The sequence below is a fragment of the Streptomyces composti genome (assembly GCF_012034205.1).
GTDB lineage: Bacteria > Actinomycetota > Actinomycetes > Streptomycetales > Streptomycetaceae > Streptomyces > Streptomyces composti.
Genome location: NZ_JAATEM010000005.1, coordinates 97,867 through 121,532, shown reverse-complemented (window position 1 = coordinate 121,532; position 23,666 = coordinate 97,867). Strand labels below are relative to the sequence as shown.

Annotated in this window: 21 protein-coding genes; 6 read left to right on the top strand and 15 right to left on the bottom strand. The window is 71.6% G+C overall.

Translation table 11 applies throughout. The annotated features are described in order from the left end of the window. Positions 1 to 34 precede the first annotated feature (34 nt). Complete coding sequence (locus tag HCJ93_RS06035; protein WP_206317015.1) at positions 35 to 187, bottom strand: hypothetical protein; 153 nt, start codon at positions 185 to 187, stop codon at positions 35 to 37. 161 nt (positions 188 to 348) lie between these two features. Here HCJ93_RS06035 and HCJ93_RS06030 point away from each other — a divergent pair, with 161 nt between their 5' ends. From HCJ93_RS06030 to katG, 4 genes are all read left to right on the top strand, one after another. Next, the gene (locus HCJ93_RS06030) at positions 349 to 2,190 is read left to right on the top strand and encodes a glycoside hydrolase family 15 protein (protein WP_167991888.1); all 1,842 of its coding nucleotides are present in this window, start codon (positions 349 to 351) and stop codon (positions 2,188 to 2,190) included. Positions 2,191 to 2,477: 287 nt separating this feature from the next. After that, positions 2,478 to 2,762 carry a hypothetical protein gene (locus HCJ93_RS06025; RefSeq protein WP_167991758.1) on the top strand — a complete coding sequence of 95 codons (285 nt, stop codon included), beginning with the start codon at positions 2,478 to 2,480 and terminating at the stop codon, positions 2,760 to 2,762. A 319-nt stretch (positions 2,763 to 3,081) separates the two neighbouring features. After that, a complete protein-coding gene (locus HCJ93_RS06020) occupies positions 3,082 to 3,516 on the top strand; it encodes a Fur family transcriptional regulator (protein WP_167991756.1) in 435 nt (144 codons plus the stop codon). Between the two features lie 35 nt (positions 3,517 to 3,551). Further along, positions 3,552 to 5,783 (top strand): catalase/peroxidase HPI, encoded by a 2,232-nt coding sequence (gene katG, locus HCJ93_RS06015; RefSeq protein WP_167991755.1) that lies wholly within the window; start codon positions 3,552 to 3,554, stop codon positions 5,781 to 5,783. A gap of 80 nt (positions 5,784 to 5,863) precedes the next feature. On the opposite strand, the gene HCJ93_RS06010 is transcribed toward katG, so the two are convergent. Continuing rightward, a complete protein-coding gene (locus HCJ93_RS06010) occupies positions 5,864 to 6,340 on the bottom strand; it encodes a hypothetical protein (protein WP_167991753.1) in 477 nt (158 codons plus the stop codon). A 194-nt stretch (positions 6,341 to 6,534) separates the two neighbouring features. Between HCJ93_RS06010 and HCJ93_RS06005 the strand changes: the two genes are divergently transcribed. Then, positions 6,535 to 7,125, top strand: coding sequence for a hypothetical protein (locus HCJ93_RS06005; protein WP_309141319.1), 591 nt, complete (start codon positions 6,535 to 6,537; stop codon positions 7,123 to 7,125). 112 nt (positions 7,126 to 7,237) lie between these two features. On the opposite strand, the gene HCJ93_RS06000 is transcribed toward HCJ93_RS06005, so the two are convergent. Together HCJ93_RS06000 and HCJ93_RS05995 are read right to left on the bottom strand one after the other, a co-directional pair. Continuing rightward, complete coding sequence (locus HCJ93_RS06000) at positions 7,238 to 7,525, bottom strand: hypothetical protein (RefSeq protein ID WP_167991752.1); 288 nt, start codon at positions 7,523 to 7,525, stop codon at positions 7,238 to 7,240. 91 nt (positions 7,526 to 7,616) lie between these two features. After that, positions 7,617 to 8,354: a D-Ala-D-Ala carboxypeptidase family metallohydrolase gene (locus tag HCJ93_RS05995; RefSeq protein ID WP_167991750.1), complete on the bottom strand. Its 738-nt coding sequence runs from the start codon at positions 8,352 to 8,354 to the stop codon at positions 7,617 to 7,619. A 242-nt stretch (positions 8,355 to 8,596) separates the two neighbouring features. Here HCJ93_RS05995 and HCJ93_RS05990 point away from each other — a divergent pair, with 242 nt between their 5' ends. Further along, positions 8,597 to 9,328 carry an FAD binding domain-containing protein gene (locus HCJ93_RS05990; RefSeq protein WP_167991749.1) on the top strand — a complete coding sequence of 244 codons (732 nt, stop codon included), beginning with the start codon at positions 8,597 to 8,599 and terminating at the stop codon, positions 9,326 to 9,328. 113 nt (positions 9,329 to 9,441) lie between these two features. Here the strand turns inward: HCJ93_RS05990 and HCJ93_RS05985 are convergent, their stop codons facing one another. The 11 genes from HCJ93_RS05985 to HCJ93_RS05935 all read right to left on the bottom strand — a co-directional run bounded on the left by HCJ93_RS05985 (position 9,442) and on the right by HCJ93_RS05935 (position 23,573). Continuing rightward, positions 9,442 to 11,559, bottom strand: a complete 2,118-nt coding sequence (locus tag HCJ93_RS05985) for a SpoIIE family protein phosphatase (protein ID WP_167991746.1) — start codon at positions 11,557 to 11,559, stop codon at positions 9,442 to 9,444. Between the two features lie 175 nt (positions 11,560 to 11,734). Then, the gene (locus HCJ93_RS05980) at positions 11,735 to 12,862 is read right to left on the bottom strand and encodes an amidinotransferase (RefSeq protein ID WP_167991744.1); all 1,128 of its coding nucleotides are present in this window, start codon (positions 12,860 to 12,862) and stop codon (positions 11,735 to 11,737) included. A gap of 119 nt (positions 12,863 to 12,981) precedes the next feature. Then, on the bottom strand, positions 12,982 to 14,460 hold the full coding sequence (locus HCJ93_RS05975; RefSeq protein WP_167991743.1) for a glutamate-cysteine ligase family protein: 1,479 nt from the start codon (positions 14,458 to 14,460) through the stop codon (positions 12,982 to 12,984). A 238-nt stretch (positions 14,461 to 14,698) separates the two neighbouring features. Further along, positions 14,699 to 15,808 (bottom strand): aliphatic sulfonate ABC transporter substrate-binding protein, encoded by a 1,110-nt coding sequence (locus HCJ93_RS05970; RefSeq protein ID WP_167991741.1) that lies wholly within the window; start codon positions 15,806 to 15,808, stop codon positions 14,699 to 14,701. 484 nt (positions 15,809 to 16,292) lie between these two features. Beyond that, on the bottom strand, positions 16,293 to 16,751 hold the full coding sequence (locus tag HCJ93_RS05965; RefSeq protein ID WP_167991739.1) for an RrF2 family transcriptional regulator: 459 nt from the start codon (positions 16,749 to 16,751) through the stop codon (positions 16,293 to 16,295). 101 nt (positions 16,752 to 16,852) lie between these two features. After that, the gene (locus HCJ93_RS05960; protein ID WP_167991737.1) at positions 16,853 to 17,752 is read right to left on the bottom strand and encodes a TauD/TfdA dioxygenase family protein; all 900 of its coding nucleotides are present in this window, start codon (positions 17,750 to 17,752) and stop codon (positions 16,853 to 16,855) included. A gap of 66 nt (positions 17,753 to 17,818) precedes the next feature. Continuing rightward, positions 17,819 to 19,156, bottom strand: coding sequence for an LLM class flavin-dependent oxidoreductase (locus tag HCJ93_RS05955; RefSeq protein WP_167991736.1), 1,338 nt, complete (start codon positions 19,154 to 19,156; stop codon positions 17,819 to 17,821). Between the two features lie 56 nt (positions 19,157 to 19,212). Further along, a complete protein-coding gene (locus tag HCJ93_RS05950; protein ID WP_167991734.1) occupies positions 19,213 to 20,160 on the bottom strand; it encodes an ABC transporter permease in 948 nt (315 codons plus the stop codon). After that, on the bottom strand, positions 20,157 to 20,990 hold the full coding sequence (locus HCJ93_RS05945) for an ABC transporter ATP-binding protein (RefSeq protein WP_167991886.1): 834 nt from the start codon (positions 20,988 to 20,990) through the stop codon (positions 20,157 to 20,159). Before HCJ93_RS05945 ends, HCJ93_RS05950 begins: the two co-directional genes overlap by 4 nt. A gap of 28 nt (positions 20,991 to 21,018) precedes the next feature. Continuing rightward, on the bottom strand, positions 21,019 to 22,068 hold the full coding sequence (locus HCJ93_RS05940) for an ABC transporter substrate-binding protein (RefSeq protein ID WP_167991732.1): 1,050 nt from the start codon (positions 22,066 to 22,068) through the stop codon (positions 21,019 to 21,021). Positions 22,069 to 22,343: 275 nt separating this feature from the next. After that, positions 22,344 to 23,573, bottom strand: a complete 1,230-nt coding sequence (locus HCJ93_RS05935) for an acyl-CoA dehydrogenase family protein (protein ID WP_167991731.1) — start codon at positions 23,571 to 23,573, stop codon at positions 22,344 to 22,346. Between the last annotated feature and the right edge of the window lie 93 nt (positions 23,574 to 23,666).

Below are 23,666 nucleotides of genomic sequence, written 5' to 3'. Positions count from 1 at the left end.
GCCCGCGGGAACAGCGCGCCCCTCGAGGCGTTCCTCACGCCTCGTGGCCGCGCGAACCGTGGTGGCGCCGAGCCGGCCGGGCCGGCGCGACCGCGCCGAGGAGCAGCCCGAAGTCCCGCAGCCCCACGTCGTGGCAGCCGGAGTGGGCCGGCAGGCTGACGATGATGCCCGCCAGCCATCCGGCCACCGGCCGGCCGCCGAAGCGCGGCGCGAGCCCGCCACGACTCCGGCGACGATCTCGGTCACGCCCACCGGTCGCGCCCCGTCTCCCGCGCCGATCCCGTCCCCCCTGCTTACCCTGTTGCCAGGGGGCTCGCGGTGGATCACGCACCGGAAGGGCGGCGCCCGATGGACGACTACCCGCTGATCGAGAACCACGGCCTGATCGGCGATCTCCAGACGGCGGCGCTGGTGACCACCGGCGGCAGCGTCGACTGGTTCTGCGCCCCCAGGTTCGACTCGCCCAGCGTCTTCGGCTCTCTCCTCGACAAGGACAGGGGCGGACACTGCACCATCCGCCCGCTGCACCAGACCTACGCGACCAAGCAGCTGTACCTGCCCGACACCGCCGTCCTCATCACCCGCTTCATGACCCGGGCCGGAGCCGGGGAAGTGATCGACTTCATGGCCGTCACCGGCACCTCGGTGACCGAACGCCACCGGCTGGTGCGCATGGTGCGCTGTGTGCGCGGCCGGATGATCTTCGAGGTGGTGGTGCAGCCCGGCTTCGACTACGGCCGCAAGCGGCACGCCGTCGACCTCAGCGAGCACGGCGTCGTCTTCGCCTGTGAGGACGGCACCGGCCTCACCGTGCACCCGATCAGGGAACCCGGCGACGCACGCCTGCTGGACGCGGTGGCCGACCGGCAGGACGCCCTGCACTTCACCCTGACCCTGGAGGCGGGCCAGGAGCGCGGCGCGGTCCTGGAGTGGGGCGCCGAGGGCCCGCCGAGGGAGCTGCGCCTGGCGGAGTACCGGCGGCTGTTCGACGACACCGTCGACTACTGGCGTTCCTGGCTGCGGAAGTCCACGTACACCGGCCGCTGGCGGGAGGCCGTGGAGCGCTCCGCGATCACCCTGAAGCTGATGACCTTCGCCCCGAGCGGGGCCGTGGTGGCCGCCCCCACCGCCTCGCTCCCGGAACAGCTCGGCGGCGAGCGCAACTGGGACTACCGGTTCACCTGGATCCGGGACGCCTCCTTCTCCGTGTACGCCCTGCTCGGGCTGGGCTTCACCGACGAGGCCAGAGCGTTCATCCGCTGGCTCGCCGACCGGGTGGCCGAACGCGCGGGGGAGCACGGCGACACCGGACCGCTGAACGTCATGTACGCGGTGGACGGCTCCTCCGAACTGGACGAGGTGGAGCTGCCGCACCTGGAGGGCTATGCGGGCTCCGCACCGGTCCGCATCGGCAACGGCGCCGCCGCCCAGCTCCAGCTGGACATCTACGGCGAGGCGCTGGACTCCATCCACTTCGCCCACGGGCGCGGGATCCGCGTCGACCACCGCGGATGGCGCGCGCTGCGGACCAACCTCGACTGGCTGGCCGACCACTGGGACCAGGCCGAGGAAGGCCTGTGGGAGACCCGCGGGGGCCGCAAGGACTTCACCTACGGCCGGGTGATGTCCTGGGTCGCCTTCGACCGCGCCCTGCGCCTCGCCGAGTCCAACGGCCGCCCGGCCGAGGCCGAACGCTGGCGGCGGGCCCGCGACGCCTGCTACGAGCAGGTCATGTCCAGGGGCTGGCACGAGGGACGGGGTGCCTTCGTGCAGCACTACGCGAGCGACGTACTGGACGCCTCGCTGCTGCGCATGGCGACGGTCGGGTTCCTCACCCCCGACGACCCCTGGTGGTCCTCGACCCTGAAAGCGATGGAGGAGGAACTGGTCAGCGACAGCCTGGTCTACCGCTACGACCCCGATGCTTCGCCCGACGGGCTGCGCGGCTCGGAGGGGACCTTCTCCCTGTGCACCTTCATGTACGTCGACGCCCTGGCGCGGGCGGGACGCACCGACAAGGCACGCCTGGTCTTCGAGAAGATGATGGGCTATGCCAACCACCTGGGCCTCTACTCCGAGGAGATCGCGCCCACGGGACGTCAACTGGGCAACTTCCCGCAGGCGTTCACCCACCTCGCCCTGATCGACGCGGCCATCACCCTGAACGCGATCCTCGACCGGGCGTCCTGACGCCTCGGCGCCCGGTGCGGCGGGACGCGGGCGGCCGAGCGCGCCCCCGGCGTCACCGGCGGTGTCAGTGCCCTCCGGCACAATGCGCGGCAGACAAGATCGACACCGGCCGCGCCGGGTAGACGGTCCTGGTACCCCGCCGCAGAGAGCCGCAGAGAGCCGCAGAGAGCCGCAGAGAGCCGCAGAGAAAGGCCACCGCGATGCAGTCACTCCCGGGCCCCGCCCCTGGCGCCGCCGGCTCCCGCAGAGGGACCGCCGGCCTCCTGACTGCACCGGCCGCCGAGATCATGCGCATCCTCCACGACACCGGCGCCCCGGTGTTCCTCACCGTGCACGCGGACGGGCGCCGCCGGTACCGCTACTGGCAGGCGTTCGACCCCCGCACCGGCCGCGGCAGCTGCTACGTCGCCCTGCCGACCGCGGAGTGCGAGGCCCTGCTCGCCGCCGGCCGGATCACGCTCGGAGACCCGGTCGCCGACCCGGCGCGCACCACCTACCGGGTCCGCCCCGTCCGCAAGCCCACCGCCCCCGCCCGCACCGCCCGCCCCCGGGCGGCCCGGGCGGCCGCATAGAGCCGCCCGGCTGGCGGCCGACGGGCCGGGAGGAGAGGGACGCCGGCGTGCCGAGAGCCGTGTTCCGCGGACCACGCCACCTCGGTGGACGCCGATGCGGCGGCCCGGGCCGTGGCCGGCGTTCCCGCCGCCGGCAGGGCGGCGTCGCCGCCCATGAGCCGTGCCACCCGTCGCCTCCGCCCGGCGTCACGGTCGAGGTTTCGGCCGGATATGGGTGTAGTGTCCCTATTCTGGTGGTAGGCCGCCCGAGGAACGAGACCATATCTGGAACGGTTCGTACTCTGGAATTAATCGTGTCTAGGGCGATAGGTTCTGCCTCATGACCGCATCCCGGCTCACCACCGCCGAGGAGCTGCGCGGCGCCGGCCTGCGTGTGACGGCCGCCCGTGTCGCGCTGCTCGACGCCGTCCGCGAGGGCGACCACCTCGGAGTCGAGGCCCTCGCCACCCAGGTGCGCGGACGCATAGGGCATGTGTCCCTGCAGGCGGTGTACGAGGGGCTGAACGCGCTCACCGATGCCGGCCTCATACGCCGGATCGAGCCGGCCGGCAGCCCCGCGCGGTACGAGGGCCGCGTCGGGGACAACCATCACCACCTCGTGTGCCGGTCCTGCGGCCGCGTCGCCGACGTCGACTGCGCCGTCGGCAGCGCGCCGTGTCTGACCGCCTCCCAGGACCACGGCTTCACCGTCGACGAGGCCGAGGTCGTCTTCTGGGGCCTGTGCCCCGGCTGCAGCACTTCCCGCACGAGCTGAACTGCGCGAATCGTTTTCGCCCGGAAGGAATCCTGATGACCGAGAACCATGACGCGATCGTCACCGACGCGAAGGCGGAGGAGACAGGCGGCTGCCCGGTCGCGCACGGGCGCGCCCCCCACCCCACGCAGGGCGGCGGGAACCGCCAGTGGTGGCCGGACCGGCTCAACCTGAAGATCCTGGCCAAGAACCCGCCCGCCGCGAACCCGATGGGCGAGGATTTCGACTACGCCGCCGCGTTCCAGTCCCTGGACCTGCCGGCGGTCAAGCGTGACATCGCCGAGGTGCTCACCACCTCCCAGGACTGGTGGCCCGCGGACTTCGGCCACTACGGCCCGCTGATCATCCGTATGGCCTGGCACAGCGCCGGCACGTACCGGATCCACGACGGCCGCGGCGGCGCCGGCTCCGGCCAGCAGCGGTTCGCCCCGCTGAACAGCTGGCCGGACAACGCCAACCTCGACAAGGCCCGCCGCCTGCTGTGGCCGGTGAAGAAGAAGTACGGCCGCAACCTGTCCTGGGCCGACCTGCTGATCCTCGCCGGCAACGTCGCCCTGGAGACGATGGGCTTCAAGACCTTCGGCTTCGCGGGCGGACGCGAGGACGTGTGGGAGCCCGAGGAGGACGTGTACTGGGGTCCCGAGACCACCTGGCTCGACGACAAGCGCTACACCGGCGACCGCGAGCTGGAGGACCCGCTCGGCGCCGTCCAGATGGGTCTGATCTACGTCAACCCGGAGGGCCCGAACGGCAACCCGGACCCGATCGCCGCGGCCCGCGACATCCGGGAGACCTTCCGCCGCATGGCGATGAACGACGAGGAGACCGTCGCCCTCATCGCCGGCGGGCACACCTTCGGCAAGACCCACGGCGCCGGCCCCGCCGACCACGTCGGCCCCGACCCCGAGGCCGCGCCGATGGAGGAGCAGGGCCTCGGCTGGAAGAGCACCTACGGCACCGGCAAGGGCAAGGACGCCATCACCTCCGGCCTCGAGGTGACCTGGACCGAGACGCCCACCAAGTGGGACAACACGTTCTTCAAGAACCTCTTCGAGTACGAGTACGAGCTCACCGAGTCCCCGGCCGGCGCCAAGCAGTGGGTCGCCAAGAACGCCGAGCCGATCATCCCGGACGCGCACGACCCGTCCAAGAAGCACCTGCCGACGATGCTCACCACGGACCTGTCGCTGCGCTTCGACCCGATCTACGAGCCGATCTCGCGCCGCTTCTACGAGAACCCGGACGAGTTCGCGGACGCCTTCGCCCGCGCCTGGTACAAGCTCACCCACCGCGACATGGGCCCGAAGGTCCGCTACCTCGGCCCGGAGGTGCCCGAGGAGACCCTGCTCTGGCAGGACCCGCTGCCGGAGTGGGAGGGCGAGGTCATCAACTCCGACGACATCGCCGCCCTCAAGGGCAAGCTGCTCGACTCGGGCCTGACCGTCTCCCAGCTGGTCACGACCGCCTGGGCGTCGGCCTCCACCTTCCGCGGCAGCGACAAGCGGGGCGGCGCCAACGGTGCCCGCATCCGCCTGGAGCCGCAGCGCAACTGGGAGGTCAACGACCCCGACCAGCTCGCGGTCGTGCTGCGCACCCTGGAGAACGTCCAGGCCGACTGGAACGCCGGGGCCGCGCGCAAGGTGTCCCTCGCCGACCTGATCGTCCTCGGCGGCTGCGCCGCGATCGAGCGGGCCGCCAAGGACGCCGGCTTCGACATCGAGGTGCCGTTCACCCCGGGCCGGGTCGACGCCACCGAGGAGCACACCGACGCGGAGTCCTTCGCCGCGCTGGAGCCGCGCGCCGACGGCTTCCGCAACTACCTGGGCAAGGGCAACCGGCTGACCGCCGAGTACCTGCTGCTCGACCGCGCCAACCTGCTCACCCTGACCGCCCCCGAGATGACGGTCCTGGTCGGCGGCCTGCGGGTGCTGGGTGCCAACCACCAGCAGTCGCAGCTGGGCGTCTTCACCAAGACCCCGGGCGTGCTGACCAACGACTTCTTCGTCAACCTGCTCGACCTGGGCACGACGTGGAAGGCGACCTCCGAGGACCAGACCACCTTCGAGGGCCGGGACGCCGCCACCGGCGAGGTCAAGTGGGCGGGCAGCCGCGCCGACCTCGTCTTCGGCTCGAACTCCGAGCTGCGCGCCCTGGCCGAGGTCTACGCCTGCGACGACGCCAAGGAGAAGTTCGTGACGGACTTCGTCAAGGCGTGGGACATGGTGATGAACCTCGACCGGTTCGAGCTGGCCGACCGCCGCGCCTGATCCCGCACCACCGGAAGCGTCCGGGACGGCTCCCGCGAGCCGTCCCGGACGCTTCGCGCGTCAGCGGCCCCTCCGTCCGCTCAATCGGCGTACACCCGGCCGTCCTTGACCAGGTAGTTCACCGGGTCGGAGCAGCCGATGGACGGCGTGACCAGCAGGCTCACCGTCAGCGGTGCCGGCTCGGTGCTCGCCGCCGAGAACTGGCAGACGGCGCCCCTGCCGGTGAGCGGATACCAGAACCAGCCGTCCACCTCGCCCACGGTCACCCGGTCCGACTCCTTCCAGGAGCCGTCCGACTTCTGGAAGACGCGCAGCCGTACGGAGGCGGCGTAGGGGTCCTCGGCCGACCGGAGCGCGGTGAGGGTGATCTTGTAGTCGTCGCCCAGTACGGACCGGGCGATCTGCTGTCGCTCCGTCCGCTGGGCGGACTTCCGGGCCTGCGGTGCGCCACTGTCGGCCCCGGCGGCCCCGGTGCCGGCGGCACCGAGCCCCGCGGCCAGGCAGAGGGTGAGCGCCGCGGCGGCGCCGCGGCGGGTGCGCGAGCGTGTCGAGTTCATGAGGGTCCCCCGTAGGACGAGTCGGAAATGATCGCCTTGCTGCGGAAGGTCGCGTTGCTCCCGCTCACTCAGAACGACCCTCCGCAGGGGCCGATGGTTGTACCCGCCCGGCCCCGGGGAAGACTCGCCGCCGGAACACCGGAGCACTCACCCATCACCATCGGCCCACCGGCACACGGGAAGCGGGGGACGCAGTGGCCACGAACGCACCGACGACAAGCAACAGGACACAGCAGGCTCCGACGCGTCCGCGCCCTGTCCCGGCCGCGGCCCTCGTGCTGCTCGCCGCCCTGCCCCTGGCCGTGACCGGCTGCGGCGGCACGGACGACACGGGGTCCGGGCCCTCCGGCTCCCGCGGCGCGTCCGGGACGGAGGCCTCCGCCCCGCAGACCGCCGACCGGAACGGCACCCCTGCCGCACCCGCGGTCACGGCGGCCGACGGGGACGACACCGGAGCCTGCTCGGACGGCGACTGCGAGATCACCGTGTCGGAACCGGTCACCATCCGCTTCCCCGCCCCGGGCGGCGGCCGGGCGACCCTGACGGTGACCGCAGTCGGCCGGAACGAGATCGAGTACACCGTGAAGTCCGGCGGCGGCCGTGCCGAGGGCGCCGCCGGCGGCCCCGGCTGGGGCTGCATCACGGTCCTGCGCGCCGGCGGCTCCGGCAACTCCTGCGGCCCGCTGGGCGATCCCGGACGACCCGCCGCCCAGCCCGACGCGGTCGTCATCCAGGCCGCCACGGGCCGCGACGGCACGGCCCTCCTGCACATCGTGTCCGACTGACATCCGGCCGGGGGCGGACCACCCGCCGGGCGGCCCGGTGCGCTCTCAGGGGCCGTACTCTCCGACCGGCAGGTACGACTCGATCGACGCACGGCCGGGATGCGCCCTGAGATCAGCGAAGACCACGATGCGCGGCCCACAGCTCCCCGGCACGGCCGGCGGCGTCGGAGACCAGGGCCGCCAGTTCGGGTCTGTCGGGGACAGGGAACGAGACGTATGCGCCCCGACCACCACCGACCGGCCTGCCATAGGCCTTCACGGCGAGGTGACCGTCCGGGAGGAGCCGGACGTTGAGTGTGGTCAGGGTGAATGCTTCACCGCGCCGAGTGTCCGTCCAGCGGAGCGCCTGCGGGATCGCGACATTGATCGCCAGAGCACTTACTTCCGGTTCGCTGCTCATGGACAAATCGTCTCACGCGAGTCGCCGCAGGCGGCCGGCACCGCTGATGCGGCAGGCAGGTCGATCGCGACCCGATGCCTGCCCCGGTGGGTCAGATGCCGCAGGTGGAGGCCGACCAGAACCGGCTGCTGCGGTGGTCGACATGGGTGTGGTCGTTGTGGCCCGGGTAGCCGGGGCCGAGGATGCCGCGGAAGCCGTGGTAGCGGGTCTGCTTGGCGAGGGTGCACAGGGAGTGCGGCCCTGCGCCCAGGTCGGCCGCGTCGCCGTAGAGGTGCCGGCTGCCGGCGGCGCCGCCCACCGCGTCGTTGCAGGCGTGCGAACGGAAGCCGCTGGTGACGGTGATCGGCTTGTCGCCCAGGGCGTGCCGCAGCGCCTCCAGCTTCCACATGGTGCGCAGCGCGTTGGCCTTGGCGGTGGCGGCGCTGACCGCACCGCCCGACCAGGTGGAGTTGCAGCGGTTCAGCTCGCTGTAGGAGAAGTGGATGGGCGTGCAGTCGTCGTCCTGGAGGGCGTAGAGCTTGCTGTAGGTGGCGGGTCCCGCGATGCCGTCGGCGGTGAGTCCGTAGGCCGACTGGAAGCGCTTGAGCGCGGCGGCGGTGGCCGGTCCGAAGCTGCCGTCCACGGCGAGCACGGCGCCGTAACCGGGGTAGCCGGAGAGCCGGATCTGCAGCTGGGTGACGTCGGCGCCGGACGCCCCCTGGGAGAGGGTGCGCGTCCAGGTGTAGCAGCCGTCCGCGTGCGCGGTGCCCGCGGTGGCGACGGTTCCCGCGAACGCGGCCGTCAGGAGCATGACAAGCGAGACGAGGAGTCGTGCGGCACGTCTGAACATGCGAACTCCGTTGTGGGGAGAGTGAGTTTCGGCCGGATGACGAGCCATGTGACGCGCGTCAACCATGGAGCACTCACCCCGTCCGGCGCAAGGTGGCGGTCGCCGGTGACCCGAAAGGGCGCACATGGCGCGGGTGTGTGCCCTGTACGCGCCCCCGGAGGCCTGCGGAGAATGCAGTGTCCTTGATCACGCAGCGGGGTCCCGTCTCGATCGCCCGAGTTGAGGAAAGCAGGTCGACCGTCGTGCTGTTGCGTCTCCCCACCTCCCTGTCCGAAGCACGCGAGCACCTGGCCGAGCAGGCGGTGCCCGTCGGCGGCGCCACCCTCGTCTGGGCCCAGTGGCAGCGTGACGGATTCCCCGAACTGGCCATGTCCCTGCGCCGGTTGCCCGAGGCCAATGTGCTCGAGCCCGAGGCGCTGGGCGCGGCCGTGCTGCTGCACCGGATCGACGACCGCGTCCCCGAGGTGCTGCACCGGGCGGCGGGCACCATAGGCACCGGAGCCGTCCGCCGCGCGGCCACGGTCGGCGGCAACATCGTGGGCAGCACCCTGCGCTGCCTGCTGCCCGCCGCTCTCGTCCTGGACGCACGGGCCACCGTGCTCGACCGCGACGGCCCCTACGAGACCGACCTCGCCGAGGTGGTGGCCAAGCGGCACCTGCTGCTGAACCTGAGCTGGCGCACCCCCCTGATCAGCGGCTACTACAAGGCCCCTGCGGAGGCCGGTGGCCCGCCGCCGCTGGTCGTCGCCACCGCCCTGTCCGCCGGGGGCGACGGGCGGTACCGGCTGCGCACCGCCGTCCGCGACGGCTACGAGGTGGCGACCGGGAGCACCGAGTGCGGGGCCGGTGCGGAAGACGCCGATGAGGTGCTCGACGGCCTGGCGGCCACGGGCCTCGGCCCGCTCCCGCCGGCCGCCCGGGACGTCGTACGGCGGGAGGTGACCGGGCTGCTGCGGCGGCTGGACGGCCGCTGACGAGGGGCCGTTCCCGCACGCTGGCCCTGACGCCGGGCCATCCGGCTGCCTCCCCCGGAAGGCTGACGCCGTGCCACGCCGTGCCACGCCGTGACCGTCAGCCCGTCAGCCCGTCAGCCCGTCGGCTCGCCGCAGCGCAGCGTCAGCAGGGCGACGTCGTCCAGGCGCTTGCAGTCCCTGGCGAACACGCCGAGCAGGTCGTCGGCGAGCCGGTCCAGGTCGGACGCGTCGGCCTGCCCGAGCCGGCGGGCCAGCGCGGCCATGGAGTCCTCCAGGTCCTCGCCCGGCGTCTCGATCAGACCGTCGGTGTAGAGGACGACCGTCAGGCCCTCGGTGAGCGGCACGCTGGTGAGGGGGAACTCGGCGTCCGGGTCGATGCCGAGGAGCGGACCGGGCCGTACGTCGGCGACGCGCGTGGTGCCGTCGGACAGGCGCAGCACGGGCGGCGGGTGACCCGCGCTGGCCATCAGCAGCCGGCCCTCGGCGAAGTCCAGCCCGACGCACAGACAACTGGTGAACAGGTCCGGCTCCAGGTCGGTCAGCAGCCGGTTGGTGGCGGCCAGCACCTGATCCGGTGCCTCGCCGTGGGTGGCGTGGGCGTGCACACCGGTGCGCACCTGGCCCATCAGCGCGGCCGCGGCGGCGTTGTGCCCCTGGACGTCGCCGATGACGGCGGCCGCGTTCCTGTCGCCGAGCCGCAGCAGATCGTAGAAGTCGCCACCGATGTCCATGCCCCGGGTGGCGGGCAGGTAGCGGGCGGCGACCCGCAGCCCGTCCACCGCGGGCAGCGCGCGGGGGAGCAGCGCCTGCTGCAGCCCGTGCGCCAGGGCGTGCTTGGTGTCGTACAGCCGGGCCCGGTCCAGCGCCTGGGCGATCAGACCGGCGAGCGACGTCAGCACCGCCCGCTCCTCGGCCGGGAAGTCGCGCGGATGCTCGTAGGACAGGATGCAGCAGCCGACGGGGCGGCGGGAGATGATCAGCGGCAGGAACGCCCAGGCCTGCTTGCCGCTGATCAGCGGTGCCTCGGGGTAGATGCGCCGCATCTCGTCCGGGTGAGTGAAGAACGAGGGGACACCCGTGGTCAGGGCCCGGCCGGCCGGGGTGAAGTCGGTGTCCACGGGCAGACCGTCCAGGCGTTCGATGACATGCCGCGGGTAGCCGCGGTGCCCGGTGATGTCGAGCCGGCCCGCCTCGGCCATCGACAGCACCAGCCCCTGGGCGCCGAAGGCCGGCATCACCTGGTCGGCGACCAGATCCACCACGTCCTGGACACCGACCACCTCGGTGAGCGCCGCCGCAATATGGGTGAGCTGGTACAGGCGGCCCACCCGGGCATGGGGGTCGGCGGGCGGGGCGCGCAGCGGAGGCGCGCTGGAGGCGTAGGAGTCGCTGGGGACGATGCGGACGCTGATGCCGCTGGCGTCCGGGTAGAGGAAGAAGTCCAGCCATCGGTCCGGCGGGCGGCACACGGTGAACGACACCGGCTGCCGGGTGATCACCGCGGCCCGGTAGCGGTCCTCGTACCGCGGATCGTCCAGCCAGGGCAGGGTCAGCCACGGCTGTGTGCCCAGCAGCTGCCCCGCGTCGCGGCCCAGCAGCCGCCCGGCGGCGGAACTGACGAAGGTGAACCGGCCCTCCAGGTCCAGCGCGCAGCTGCCGCCGGGCAGGCGTTCGGCGAAGTCGGCCGCGGCGCTCGCCGGCACCGTCGGCCCGGCGGCGTACGGCAGGACGCGCGGCCGGGCGGGGGAGGCGGTGCCCTGTGCCTGTCCGGCGGCCTCCTCCTCCAGCACGCGGGCCAGACGCCGGCAACTGGACAGGATGTGGTGGCACTCCCGTTCGCCCATCCGGGACGGCCTGGTGGCGGGCCACATCAGCAGCAGCGCGCCCCAGGTGCGGGCGCCCGTGACCGGTGCGGCCGCCATCGCCAGCGGATAGGGCAGCGCGGCCGCGGTGCGCGGATAGCGCTGGGCCAGCTCGCCCTTGCTTCCGACCCAGACCAGCTGCTCGGAGCGGGCCGCCTCCGCGACCGGTGCCGGAGCGGTCAGCGACACCGTGGTCCACGGCGCGGCGAACTCGGCCGGCACCCCGGCCAGCACCTCGAGCCGCAGCATCCGCTCGTCCGGAGTGAGCAGGTAGAGGGCGCCGAGGGACGCGCCGGTCCGGTGCACCGTCTCCGCGAACACGGCGTCGAGCGCGCCGGCACCCGCGACCGGTTCACCCGCACTCGTCATGCGGCACCTCCCGCCGCCCCGGCCGTCACCGACGGTCACGCCGGGCCTCACTCCTACGGAGGACGCTACGCCTCGGTGCCCCCTCGGGCACCCCGTCCGGGTACCCGGCAGGGCTCCCCCGCCACCGGCGGGCTCACGGGCTCCCACGGGCGGGCTCCCCGGCTCCGCGGGGCCTTCAGCCGCAGTACGACTCGAGGGTGCCGCGGCGCCGCACATCGAGCGTGGCGCAGTGGAACGAGCCGCCGAACGGCGCGTAGTGCAGCAGGTCGCAGGGGATCGGCTCGAAGCCCCACTTCTCCAGGGCGCGCAGCATGCCCGTGTGATGCCGTTCGGCGATCACCCGCTTCTCGTCGACCATCAGCACGTTCATGCTGAGCCACCTGCCGCACATCGAGGTGACCTTCAGCAGCGGATCGGAGATCGGCTCCGGCTCCGGTGCCACGAGCACGTCCCAGGAGCGCAGCACCTCGGGCAGCCGGTCGACGTCGATGTACTCCGGGTTGACCAGCACCTTGCCCGGTGCCAGCAGCACGAACGTGGTGTCGATGTGCATGGGCGTGCGGCAGCGGCTCTCGATCTCGTGGATCCGGTACTCCGGCCCGAGATGCCGGCGCAGCCACTCGATGCCCATCCGATTGGTGACATTGCTGCGGGTGACGAAGAGATCCCGTCCGGCGCGCACGAAATCCGCGGCGTCGAAGACCGGCTCGAACTCGGTGAGGATGTACCGCATCGGCTCATCCGGTTTCGGAACGCGGAAATCGGGGTCGAAGAGTTCATCGGTGAGCTGCGGCTTGGGCGCCGACGTCCAGCGTGCTCCGCGCCGGAAGTAGTCCTTCAGGATCGGCCGGTAGGAATGCGTCTCGAAATAGCGGCACGGCCATGCCATCGGGGTCTCGATGATCTCGTCACCGATCACCAGCATGCTGTCCCGCGGGCAGCTGTTGCAGAAACCCCGCGACGACCAGTCCGGGGTGGCGAAGCGCTTGCGGTGATCCACCGGATCCGGGCGCCGCACCGTGACACCCAGACCTTCCAGCAGGGACACGAACTGATCGAGTTCCGCCTGCGCCCGCTCGACCAGCTTCCGGGGATAGGTGAAACCGGCGGCGAGGCCCTGCAGCCGCGCCGCCCACGGAGGAATGTTGCACCTCACCACCGGATGGTTCGAGGGGATCGTCGCCCCGTCCAGACGGCCGACGATGATTTCCTCCAGCGGATCCCACTCGTTGTGGGACCAGACCGGCGACACGACGGGTTCCGCTGCCTCAGCGGAAATCTCGGATCTCTCCACCACCGACATGCTGAACCACTTTCGACACAGGAGTCAGTCACTCAATATAGCGAAAGTATTACTCATGGTGAACGCCCGTGCCCGGATATCCGCGGCGAGCGGAGCCGATCGGCGGCGGCGTCCCCGGTTCAGTCGACCGGCCAGGTGTGCACCGGGGCGTTGAGATGCATGTAGTCGATGTACTGCTGGGTCATCCGGCGCAGCGCCTCGTGCCGGCCGCAGTGCTCGGTCTCGTCGATGTGGTGGAACATCTCCTTCTGCCACACCGCGCCGTTGCGTCCCGTGACACAGCGCTGCTCGATGATGCCGAGCAGCGGCTCCCGCCAGGCCGCGTCCATGCCGGAGCGTTCCAGACCCTGGTGGGCCAGCGGCAGCAGCCGCCGCAGCACGAGCTCGGTCACCGGCACCTCGCCCACGCCCGGCCAGTACAGCAGTGCCTCGATGCCCAGCCGGGCCGCCGTGTGCATGTTGTCCTCGGCCGCCGAGAAGGACATCCGCGACCACACCGGCCGCTCCTCCTCCACCAGCGCCCGGGTAAGCCCGTAGTAGAACGCGCCGTTGGCGAGCGTGTCGGCCACGGTCGGCCCCGCGGGCAGCACCCGGTTCTCCACCCGCACGTGCGGCTTGTCGTTGGCGACCGCGTACACCGGGCGGTTCCAGCGGTAGATGGTGCCGTTGTGCAGGGTCAGCTCGCCCAGCTCCGGGATGTCGCCCCGGTCGAGCGTCTCCATCGGGTCCTCGTCCTCGCACAGCGGCAGCAGGGCCGGGAAGTAGCGCAGATTCTCCTCGAACAGGTCGAAGACGCTGTTGATCCAGCGTTCCCCGAACCACACCCGGGGCCGCACCCCCTGCACCTTGATCTCCTGCGGCCGGGTGTCGGTGGCCTGCTCGAACAGCGGGATGCGCGTCTCGTGCCACAGCTCCTTGCCGAACAGGAACGGCGAGTTGGCCGCGAGGGCCACCTGGACCCCGGCGATCGCCTGGGCCGCGTTCCAGTAGTCCGCGAACTGCTCGGGAGGCACCTGGAGGTGGAACTGCGTGCTGGTGCAGGCGGCCTCCGGGGTGATGGTGTCCGCGTAGGTCCGCAGCCGGTCGGGGCCGTCGATCTCGATGTGCAGATCTTCGCCGCGCGCGGCGAAGATCTGGTCGTTGAGCAGCCGGTAGCGCGGATTCTCCGACAGCGCCGCCTCGCCCGCGTCCTCCTGCCGCAGCGTGGGCAGGATGCCGGACATGATCAGGTGTGTGCCGACCGTCCGGGCCCGCTCCTCGGCGTGGTTCAGGGCCGCGCGGATCTCCTTCTCCCAGTCGTCCGGGCCGCCCGCGGTGAGCCTGCGCGGCGCGATGTTGATCTCCAGGTTGAACCGGCCCAGCTCGGTGTCCCAGGCCGGGTCGGCGATCGCCTCCAGCACGGCGCTGTTGCGCATCGCCGGCTCCGCCCGGTCGTCGACCAGGTTCAGCTCGATCTCCAGCCCCACCTGGGGCCGCTCGGCCTCGAACCGCGCATCGCGCAGCATCTGGGCGAACGCGTCGAGACACTCCTGCATCTTGATCCGGTACCGGCGGCGGTCCTCGCGCGTGAACACCAGTGCCGGGACATCCCGTCCCATGGGTCAGCCTCCCGGCCCTCGTCCTGCGGACTTCTGTCACCCCAAGCGTCGCACCACCGACCGGCTCCGACCACCAGACGCAAGGCCCCGCGTCCGGACAAGCCGGAGAAGCGCGCCAGGGCCCCCGGCCGGTGGTGGGGGGAGCACCGGCCGGGGGCCTCGAAGGTGCGGCCGCGCCGCTCGCGGTCGTCGGACCACTCGTGATCCGTACCGCGGGCGTCAGGCGCGATCGGTACGGCTAGCCCGTCACGCCCAGGCCCGCGTCGTCGACCTCGGGCTTGCCCTCCGCCTTGAGCACCTTGTTGAGCAGGGTCAGGTCGTAGATGCCCTTCAGGTCCGGCTCGTCGAGCAGCCCGGCCTTCACCGCGAAGGACGCCTCGGTCTCCAGCGTGGCGGCCAGCGGGTCGTCGAGGAAGGTGATGGACTTCCACGCCGGGTCGAGGATCTCGGCCGGCAGCGCCTTGCCGCTCAGCTTCTCCAGCGCCTTGTTCGCGGACTCCTTCGCCCGGTCCGGGTTGGCCTTGATCCACTCGTTGGTCCTCACCGACGCCCGCAGCACGGCCTCGACGACGTCAGGGTGCTCCTTGAGGAACTTCTGCGACACGATGATGTTCGTGATCACGAACTTCTTGTCCGGCCACAGATCGGCCTCGTCGATCAGCACCTTCGCTCCGTCGGCGACCAGCTTGGACGCGGTCGGCTCCGGCACCCAGGCGCCGTCGATGGAGCCCGCCTTGTAGGCGTCCGGCGTCACCTTGTTGTCCGAGCGGACCACGGAGATGTCGCCCTTGCCGCTCTGCGGGTCGACCTTCCAGCCCTTCTCGGCGATCCAGTTGAGGAAGGCGACGTCCTGGGTGTTGCCCAGCTGCGGGGTGGCGATCTTCTTGCCCTTGAGGTCGTCCTCGGACTTGATCTTGTCCGGATTGACCACCAGCTTCACCCCACCGGAGGCGGAACCCCCGATGATGCGCAGGTTCTTGCCCCGGGACTTGGTGTAGCCGTTGATCGAGGGAGAGGGGCCGATCCAGCCGATGTCGATGGACCCGGCGTTCAGCGCCTCGATCTCCGAGGGGCCGGCGTTGAAGGTCGACGTCTTGATCCGGGTGCCGCCCAGCTCCTTCTGGAACAGGCCCTCCTGCACACCCACCAGGGCGGTGCCGTGGGTGAGGTTGGGGAAGTAGCCGATCTTCACCTCCTCGGCGGAGAGCTTCTCGGCGTCCGCCGCGACGTCCGCCCTGGCGCCGTCGTCCGTGGACTCGGAGCCGTAGCCGCAGGCGGTGAGCAGAAGGGGGAGCGCCGCGGTCACGGCGAGGGCACGAAGGAAGGTGCGCGGTCTTGCGGCAGACACGAGGGTGTCCTCTCAGGAAGGTCGTACAGGGTCGTACAGGGGAAACGGGCGCGGGTACGCGGGCCCGGCGGTGCGGGCGCACGAGCCGGCCGGGCGTGCTCTCGGTCGAGTCGCCGCCCCGGGTGTGCGCTCGGCGGGCGCGGACGCGTTCGGGAGACGGGACGGTGTGCTCGCGGAAGACGTCCGTGCGCTCACCGACAGGGGTGGGCGCTCACACGGCGCCTGCGGCGCCCAGGAGACGTGGATGCTCTTCGGCGCCCAGGAGACGCGGGTCTCTCAGAGGAACCGACACAGCGCGGTGGACGTGCGGCCGTAGTCGATGTGGCGTCGCGACGTCAGCAGGGGCAGAGCCGGTGCCTGATGCCGGTGCATGCTCAACGGCTCCGCCTCCCCGGGATCCCTAGTTCTCCTACCTGGCTGGTAGGGATAGTGGCAGAAGACAGGGTCCGCCCCAAGAGGCTGTCCGCATGGTGGACTTATGTGTTCAGGGATTGATCCAGGCGCCTGGAGTGTCCGCGAGTGCCGAGACCTCGGAAGGCAGCGCGCCGGAGGCGACGTCCGCCAGCGACACACCCTCGAGGATCTCCCGCACATTGCACCGCAGGGCGATCCACAGGGGGAGCAACGACTGGGCGGGGCCGGTGTACAGCAGGTCGGGCGGGCGCACTCCGCGCACCGAGACCAGCGGTCCGTCCACCACGCGGATGACATCGGCGATGCTGATCGACTCGGCGGGCCTGGCCAGCCGGTATCCGCCGTTGCCACCGCGCTGGCTGAGGACGAGACCGCCGCGGCGCATGTCGTTGAGGATGCCTTCGAGGAACTTGTGCGGGATCTCCTGCGCCTCGGCGATCGCCTCGGTCTTCAGGGGCGCGTCCTCCTTGGCCGCGGCGAGTTCCAGTGCGGCACGTACCGCGTAGTCCGCTCTGGCTGAGATCCGCATGCGGGCATTATCGCAGGCCCCGGCCGCCGCGCGCCGGGGCCTGCCCCCGGACCGCCGGCCCGGGGGGCCCTCGGCCCCCGGGCCGGCGTGAGCGGTGGCCGTCAGATGGCGGCGGGCGTGTAGTGGGCGGCCTCGTCGCCCTCGACGACATGGCTCTGCCGGCCGTCGATGCCCGCCGGCACGTCACCGGCCACGGTGACCCGGTGCAGCCTGCGGGGCAGGTCGCCGTAGTCGTCCGGCGCGTAGTGCTGGGTGATGCGGTTGTCGAACACCACCAGGTCGCCCGGCGACCACACCACCCGCACGATGTTCTCGGGGCGGGTGACATACGCCTGGAGCAGGCGCAGGATGTCACGCGACTCGGAGTTGCCCAGACCCACGATGCTCTGCGCGAACCCGCCGATGAACAGCCCGCGTTCACCGGTCTCCGGGTGGACCCGGACCACCGGGTGCGCCGTGCGGTACTTGCGGGAGACGAACTGGCGGCGGTGCTCGGCCGCCTTCCGGGTCTTCGGCTCCGCGTAGTCGTAGTCGTTGGTGTGCACCGCCCACAGCCGGTCGGCCAGCTCGCGCAGCGGTTCGGGCAGATCCCGGTAGGCCGCCGCCGCGTTGGCGATGAGCGTGTTGCCGCCGTAGGGCGGGACCACGATGCTGCGCAGTGTGGTCACCTTCGGGGGCGTACGGACGAAGGTGACGTCCGTGTGCCACTGGTTGGAGCGGACGCCCTCCTCGCCGTCCACCGGCAGGATGTTCGGCTGCCCCTCGACGGCCGGCACGGTGGGGTGCGCCGTGGTGAGTTGGCCGAAGAGGGCGGCGAAGCGCAGCTGGGCGGCGTCGTCGAGGTTCTGGTCGCGGAAGACCAGGGCCTTGTGCTCCAGGAGCGCCGCGTTGATCTCGGCGAACACGGCGGGGTCGAGCTCGCCGGAGAGGTCCGCACCGAGGATCTCGGCGCCGATGCGCCCGCCGATCCGGCGGATGTCGAAGGCGGTACCGGTGGTCATGGGACGGTTCCTTTCGTGTGTCGGGCAGCGGAGGCCGGAAGAGGGAGGCAGGGGGACACAGGCGGGTCAGGAGGCGGGAGCCGGGGCCGCGTTCTCGGGGCGGGCGAGCCCGTAGTGCTCGCGCAGGGTGCGGCCGGTGTACTCGGTGCGGAAGAGCCCGCGCCGCTGAAGGACCGGCACCACATGGTCGACGAAGTCCTCCAGGCCGCCCGGCAGCAGCGGCGGCATGACGTTGAAGCCGTCGGCGGCGCCCTGGGTGAACCACTCCTCGAGCTGGTCGGCGACCTGCTCGGGGGTGCCCGCGAACACCCGGTGGCCGCGGCCGGCACCGAGCCGGGCGATCAGCTCCCGCAGCGTGAGCCCGTCGCGCCGGGCGAGTTCGGCGACGAGGGTGAAGCGGGACTTGTTGCCGTTGATGTCCCGCTCCTCGGGCAGCTCGGGCAGCGGGCCGTCCAGCGGCAGCCCGGTCAGGTCGACGCCGAGCATCCCCGACAGCTGGGCCAGCCCGTACTCGGGCACCTGCAGGTCGGTGAGCTCCTGCTCCAGGGCCCGCGCCTCGGCCTCGGTGGAGCCCAGGACGGGCGCGATGCCGGGGAGGACCAGCAGCTGGTCCTCGGTGCGGCCGTAGCGGGCGAGCCGGGACTTGAGGTCCTTGTAGAAGGCCTGGCCGTCGGCGAGCGTCTGCTGCGCGGTGAAGACCGCCTCCGCGTACTGGGCCGCGAACTCCTTGCCGTCCTCCGAGGAACCGGCCTGCACCAGCAGCGGGTGCCCCTGTGGCGGGCGTGGCACATTCAGCGGCCCCTCGACCCCGAAGTACGCACCGCGGTGGTTGATCGGCCGCACCCGGTCGGTGTCGGCGTAGATCCCGCGCTCCCGGTCGAGCACGATCGCGTCGTCCGCCCAGCTGTCCCACAGCCGGGTGGCGACCTCGACGAACTCGCGGGCCCGCTCGTAGCGCAGACTGTGCTCGAGGTGCTCGTCCTGCCCGAAGTTGCGGGCCTCGGCCACGGTCCCCGAGGTGACGATGTTCCAGCCGGCCCGGCCGCCGCTGAGATGGTCCAGGGAGGCGAACTTGCGCGCCACATGGAACGGTTCGTTGAAGGTGGTGGAGACGGTGGCGATCAGGCCGACGCGTTCGGTGACGGCCGCCAGCGCGGACAGCAGGGTGAGCGGCTCGAAGCCGCCCAGGGCGTTGTGCCGCACCTTGTTGAACAGGGCGAGCCCGTCGGCCAGGAACACCGAGTCCAGCAGGCCGCGTTCGGCGGTGCGCGCCAGGTGCTGGAAGTAGCCGAGATCGGTGACGCGCTCGGGCTGGGTTCGCGGATGCCGCCAGGCGGCGTCGTGATGGCCCGCGTTCATCAGGAACGCGTTCAGATGCAGTTGACGGGGGCGGGACGTGGTCATGGTTCTTCCTCAGCGGACGACGGATGACAGGACGGCGGGCGGCAGGAGGGTGCGGGTCAGCCGGCGAGCGGGATCCGCCAGGAGCTGAGCCGGCGCTCCACGGTCACCAGGAGCTGGTTGAACGCCACGCCGATGACGGAGATCGTCACGATGCCCGCGTACATCTGCGGGATGGCGAAGTTGAACTGCGAGGCGTTGATCAGATAGCCGAGGCCGGCCTTGGCGCCGATCATCTCGGCGGCGACCAGCACCAGGATGGACACGGCGCCCGCCAGCCGGATGCCGGTGAACATCACCGGGACCGACGACGGCAGGATCACCTTCTGGAACAGCCGGGGAGCGGACAGGTCCATCGACCTCGCCAGCTTCAGCAGGGTCGGATCGACATTGCGGACGGCGCTGATGGTGTTCAGCAGGATCGGCCAGGTGCACGCGTACACCACGATGGAGATCTTCGACGTCTCGCCGATGCCCAGGAGCAGCACGAACACCGGCAGCAGGGCCAGTGCGGCGGTGTTGCGGAACACCTCGAGCAGCGGGTTGAGCAGCTCGGCCACCGGCCGGTACCAGCCGATCAGCAGGCCGAGCGGCACCGCGATCAGCACCGCGAGGCCGAAGCCGCTGAACGAACGGGCCAGGCTGGCCCGGGTGTTGTCGAGCAGCCGGCCGTCACCGGCCAGCTCCCACCAGGCGCGCGCCACCTCGGTGAACGGCGGCAGGAAGGTGCGGTCCACCAGCCCGAGCCGGGGCGCGGTCTCCCACAGCACCAGCAGGGCGAGCACGGCCGCCGACTTGGCCGCCGCGTGCAGCAGCAGGTGCGGCAGCCGCCTCAGGGCACCGGACAGCCGGCCGGACCGGGGTGCGTCCGGACGGGCGGAGGCATTCGCCGGCGGGGCCGCCGTGGTGAGCTGATCGGCCGGCCCGGGGGCCCCGGCGGCGGGCGTCCGCGCCGATGCCGCCCTCCGGGTCTCCTCGGGGGCCGTACCGGTCGTCGTGGGGCTCATACGGAAACCTCCTCCTTCTCCAGCTGCTGGGCCCTGGCCACCTCGTCGTGCAGCAGCGACCAGATCTCGTGCCGGTGGCGGGCGAACTCGGGACTGGAGCGCAGGTCGTCCGTGTCGGTGCGGGCGCCGAGCTCCACCCGCACGATCTGCTTGATGCGGCCCGGCCGGGAGGTCATCACCGCGACGCGCTGCCCCAGGTAGACGGCCTCGTCGATGCCGTGGGTGATGAACACGACGGTCTTGCCGGTGCGCTGCCAGATGCGCAGCAGCTCGTCCTGCAGCACCTCGCGGGTCTGCGCGTCCAGCGCGGCGAACGGTTCGTCCATCAGCAGCACGTCCGGGTCGTAGGCGAGGCTGCGGGCGATCGCGACCCGCTGGCGCATGCCGCCGGACAGCTCGTGCGGATGCCGGTCCTCGAACCCGGCCAGACCCACCAGGTCCAGGAACTCACGTGCGCGCTCGGCGCGTTCGCGGCGCGGCACGCCGGTGGCCTCCAGGCCGAACTCCACGTTGCCCTGGGCGGTGCGCCACGGCAGCAGCGCGTACTGCTGGAACACGATGCCCCTGTCGAGGCCGGGCCCGGTGACGGGTGCGCCGTCCAGCAGGATCCGCCCGCCGTCCGGCCGGGTGAGACCACCCAGCAGGTCGAGCAGGGTGGACTTGCCGCAACCGCTCGGTCCGACCAGGACGGTGAACTCCCCGGCGGCTATCTCCAGGTCGATGCCGTCGAGTGCGGTCAGCCGCGTGGCCCGCGCCGGCGAACCGGCGTCGCGGCCCCGCCGCTTGACCGTGAAGTCCTTGCGCACCTGCTCCAGTACGAGCTTGGGCACGGGGGACGACGTCGATGCGGTCACGATGTCAGCTCCCACTCGTCGAGGCGGAGGGCGCGCTGCCCCGGCCGGCCTTGTTGAAGTCGTTGGTGTACAGCTCGGGCAGGGAGACCTGGTCCTTGTCGATGTCGCCGCGATCGCCCAGCCAGTCGATCCACAGCCGCAGTTCCCTGTCGGTGATCCGGCCGTCCGGGGTGGCCACGCCGTAGGACCGCCAGTACTTCAGCGCGGTGGTGTCCTCGTTGCGGCGCCGCCGCTTGACGATCTCGGTCATCCGGTCGACGACCTCGTCGCGAGGTGTGGCGCGAGACCAGGCGAGGGCCCGCCCGACCCCGGTGACGAAGGTGCGGACCGTGTCGGGGTTCTGCTGCAGGAACCGGTTCGTCATCACATAGGTTCCGGCGCTGAACGAGCCGAGCAGCTGGGTGTCGGTGAACAGCGGGCGTATGCCGCCCCGTTCCAGTGCCTTGTCGCGGAGCATTCCGCCGAGCACCGCCACCTGGATCTGCTTCTGCCGCAGCGCCTGTTCGGTGTTGACCGGAGGCACCACCAGCGGCTCCACCCTGGCGGCCTCGGCCGCGCTGAGCCCTTTGCGCCGCAGATAGATGTCGAGCAGGGCCTCCGCGTGTCCGCCCAGGGTGTTCATTCCGACCTTCTTGCCGAACAGGTCGCGGGGCGAGCGGATGGGACTGTCCTCGAGGACGTAGAAGCCCTGATAGGCCTCCTCGTCGGATCCGTAATAGCTGATGACGGCTTTGACCGGAGCATTGTTGGCGGCGAGTTTGACCACCGCTCCGTTGAACGCCCCGCCGAAGTCGACCTGACCGGTGGCAGCGGACTGGATGTCCTGCGGACCACTGATCGTGTTGCCGACCCACTCCAGCTCCACGTCCTCCAGATAACCCAGGTCCGCGGCGAGTTCGGCGGGGGTCACCTGGCCGGCCCAGCCCTGGTACCTGAGCGTTTTCGTCTGGCCCTTGCCGGAGGGTGCGCCGGTGGCGGCACCGCAGCTCACGGACACCGCCGAAAGGCCGAGCAGGGTGAGGAACTGGCGTCTGGTCGATGCCGTCGTGGCCATGTGAAAGGGTCCTTGTCGAGAGCGTCCGAAAGGCCGGGAGAACCGCCCGGAATTACTGCGTGGAACGAGCGAGCGGAAGGAAGACGATTCCTGCTCGCAGTCACGAGCGAACCAGCGGTTCCGAGGCCCGGTCAACGCCTCGAGGGCTCACGTCGCACACTCTCAACACCCTGAAATGCGAACGACGTACGCCGTTCACACAACAGCGGACGGGAATCCACGCGCATGGTTCACGAACGATGCCGGGGAGAGGGGGCGAAGAAAGTGACGTGGTGTCAGACGGGAAGGGAGAAAGGCGGGTAGGCGCCATTGAGGAAATAGTCGCCGACGTCGCGGAGCCGGTCGGCGGCCGGCTCGTAGAGGGTGTGGGTGCGGGCGTTGCGCCAGAAACGGTCGAAGCCCAGCCGCGCCGACATCGCCCGGGCGCCGATGACCTCGAGCGCGCGGGCCGTGCACTCCTGTGCGGCTCTGGCCGCGGCGGCCTCCGCCATGCCCACCAGGACGGAGGTCTCCGCGTACTCGCCGTAGCTCAGCTCCTCGCCGCGCGCCAGCGCCTGCCGCACGGCGTCCAGCGCCTGGCCGGCGAGCGCGGCGGCGGAACGGGTGAGCACCGTCAGCTCGCCGTAGACGGTCAGCGCGCGCGGGTCGTCGAGCGCGTGCTCCGGCCCGCCGGGCTCCCACGAGCAGCCGCCCGTGCGGCGGTACTCGCGGGCCTCGGCCAGCACACCCTCCGCGAGTCCCAGCCGCAGCTGCACCGAGAGCAGCCGGCCCACCGGCGAGACCAGCGCGGCCGGCGGCGGCATCTCGTCCTCGTCGGCCGACAGCGAGCCCAGGATGTCGTCGTCCGTCACGGGCACCGCGTCGAACTCCACGCTGCCGCCCCCCGCCAGGCGCTGCCCGAAGGTGCCGGCGTCCCCGCCGGCCACGACACCGTCGGACACCGGATCGACCACCACGGCCAGCGGCTCTCCGGTGTCGGGGCGGACCGCCCGCACGGCGAGGACGTCGGCGACCAGCACCCCGGTGGCGTAGCTCTGCCGGCCGTTCAGCACATGGCCGCCCGGCCGTTTCGTCAGCGTCGGCGGTGCCGCCTGGTGGGCGAAGCCCCCGCCCCAGCACCACTCCAGGGCCGCCGAACGCGACAGCAGCCGGGTGGCGCGCTGGGGCTCGGTGAGGAAGCGGGTGCTGAACGACAGGAAGTAGTGGCCGGCGAGCAGTTGACCGATCGCGCCGTCGGCCGCGGCGATCTCCCGCACCACCGCGCAGGCCGTGGCCCACTGCGCACCGCCGCCGTCGGGTGCGGCCGGCGTCAGCAGGGTGAGCAGCCCCGCCTCGCGCAGCCGTGACACCTCGTCGAACGGAACCTTGCCCGCCAGTTCCCGGGCGGCGGCGTCCGTGGCCAGATCGTCCGCCGCCTCACGGGCCACCCGCAGCCAGTGCTCCCGGCTCGGCCCGGCCCGGTCCGCGTCCGGTTCGGCGACGGTCGGCCCAGGGGGTATGCCCATGGAGGTGGTCTCCTCTGAAGTCGGCCGGTCCTCATCGTGCGCAGCGGCGTCGGCCGGGGTCAACACTTCCCTAGTAAATCGATAGGAAAAGTG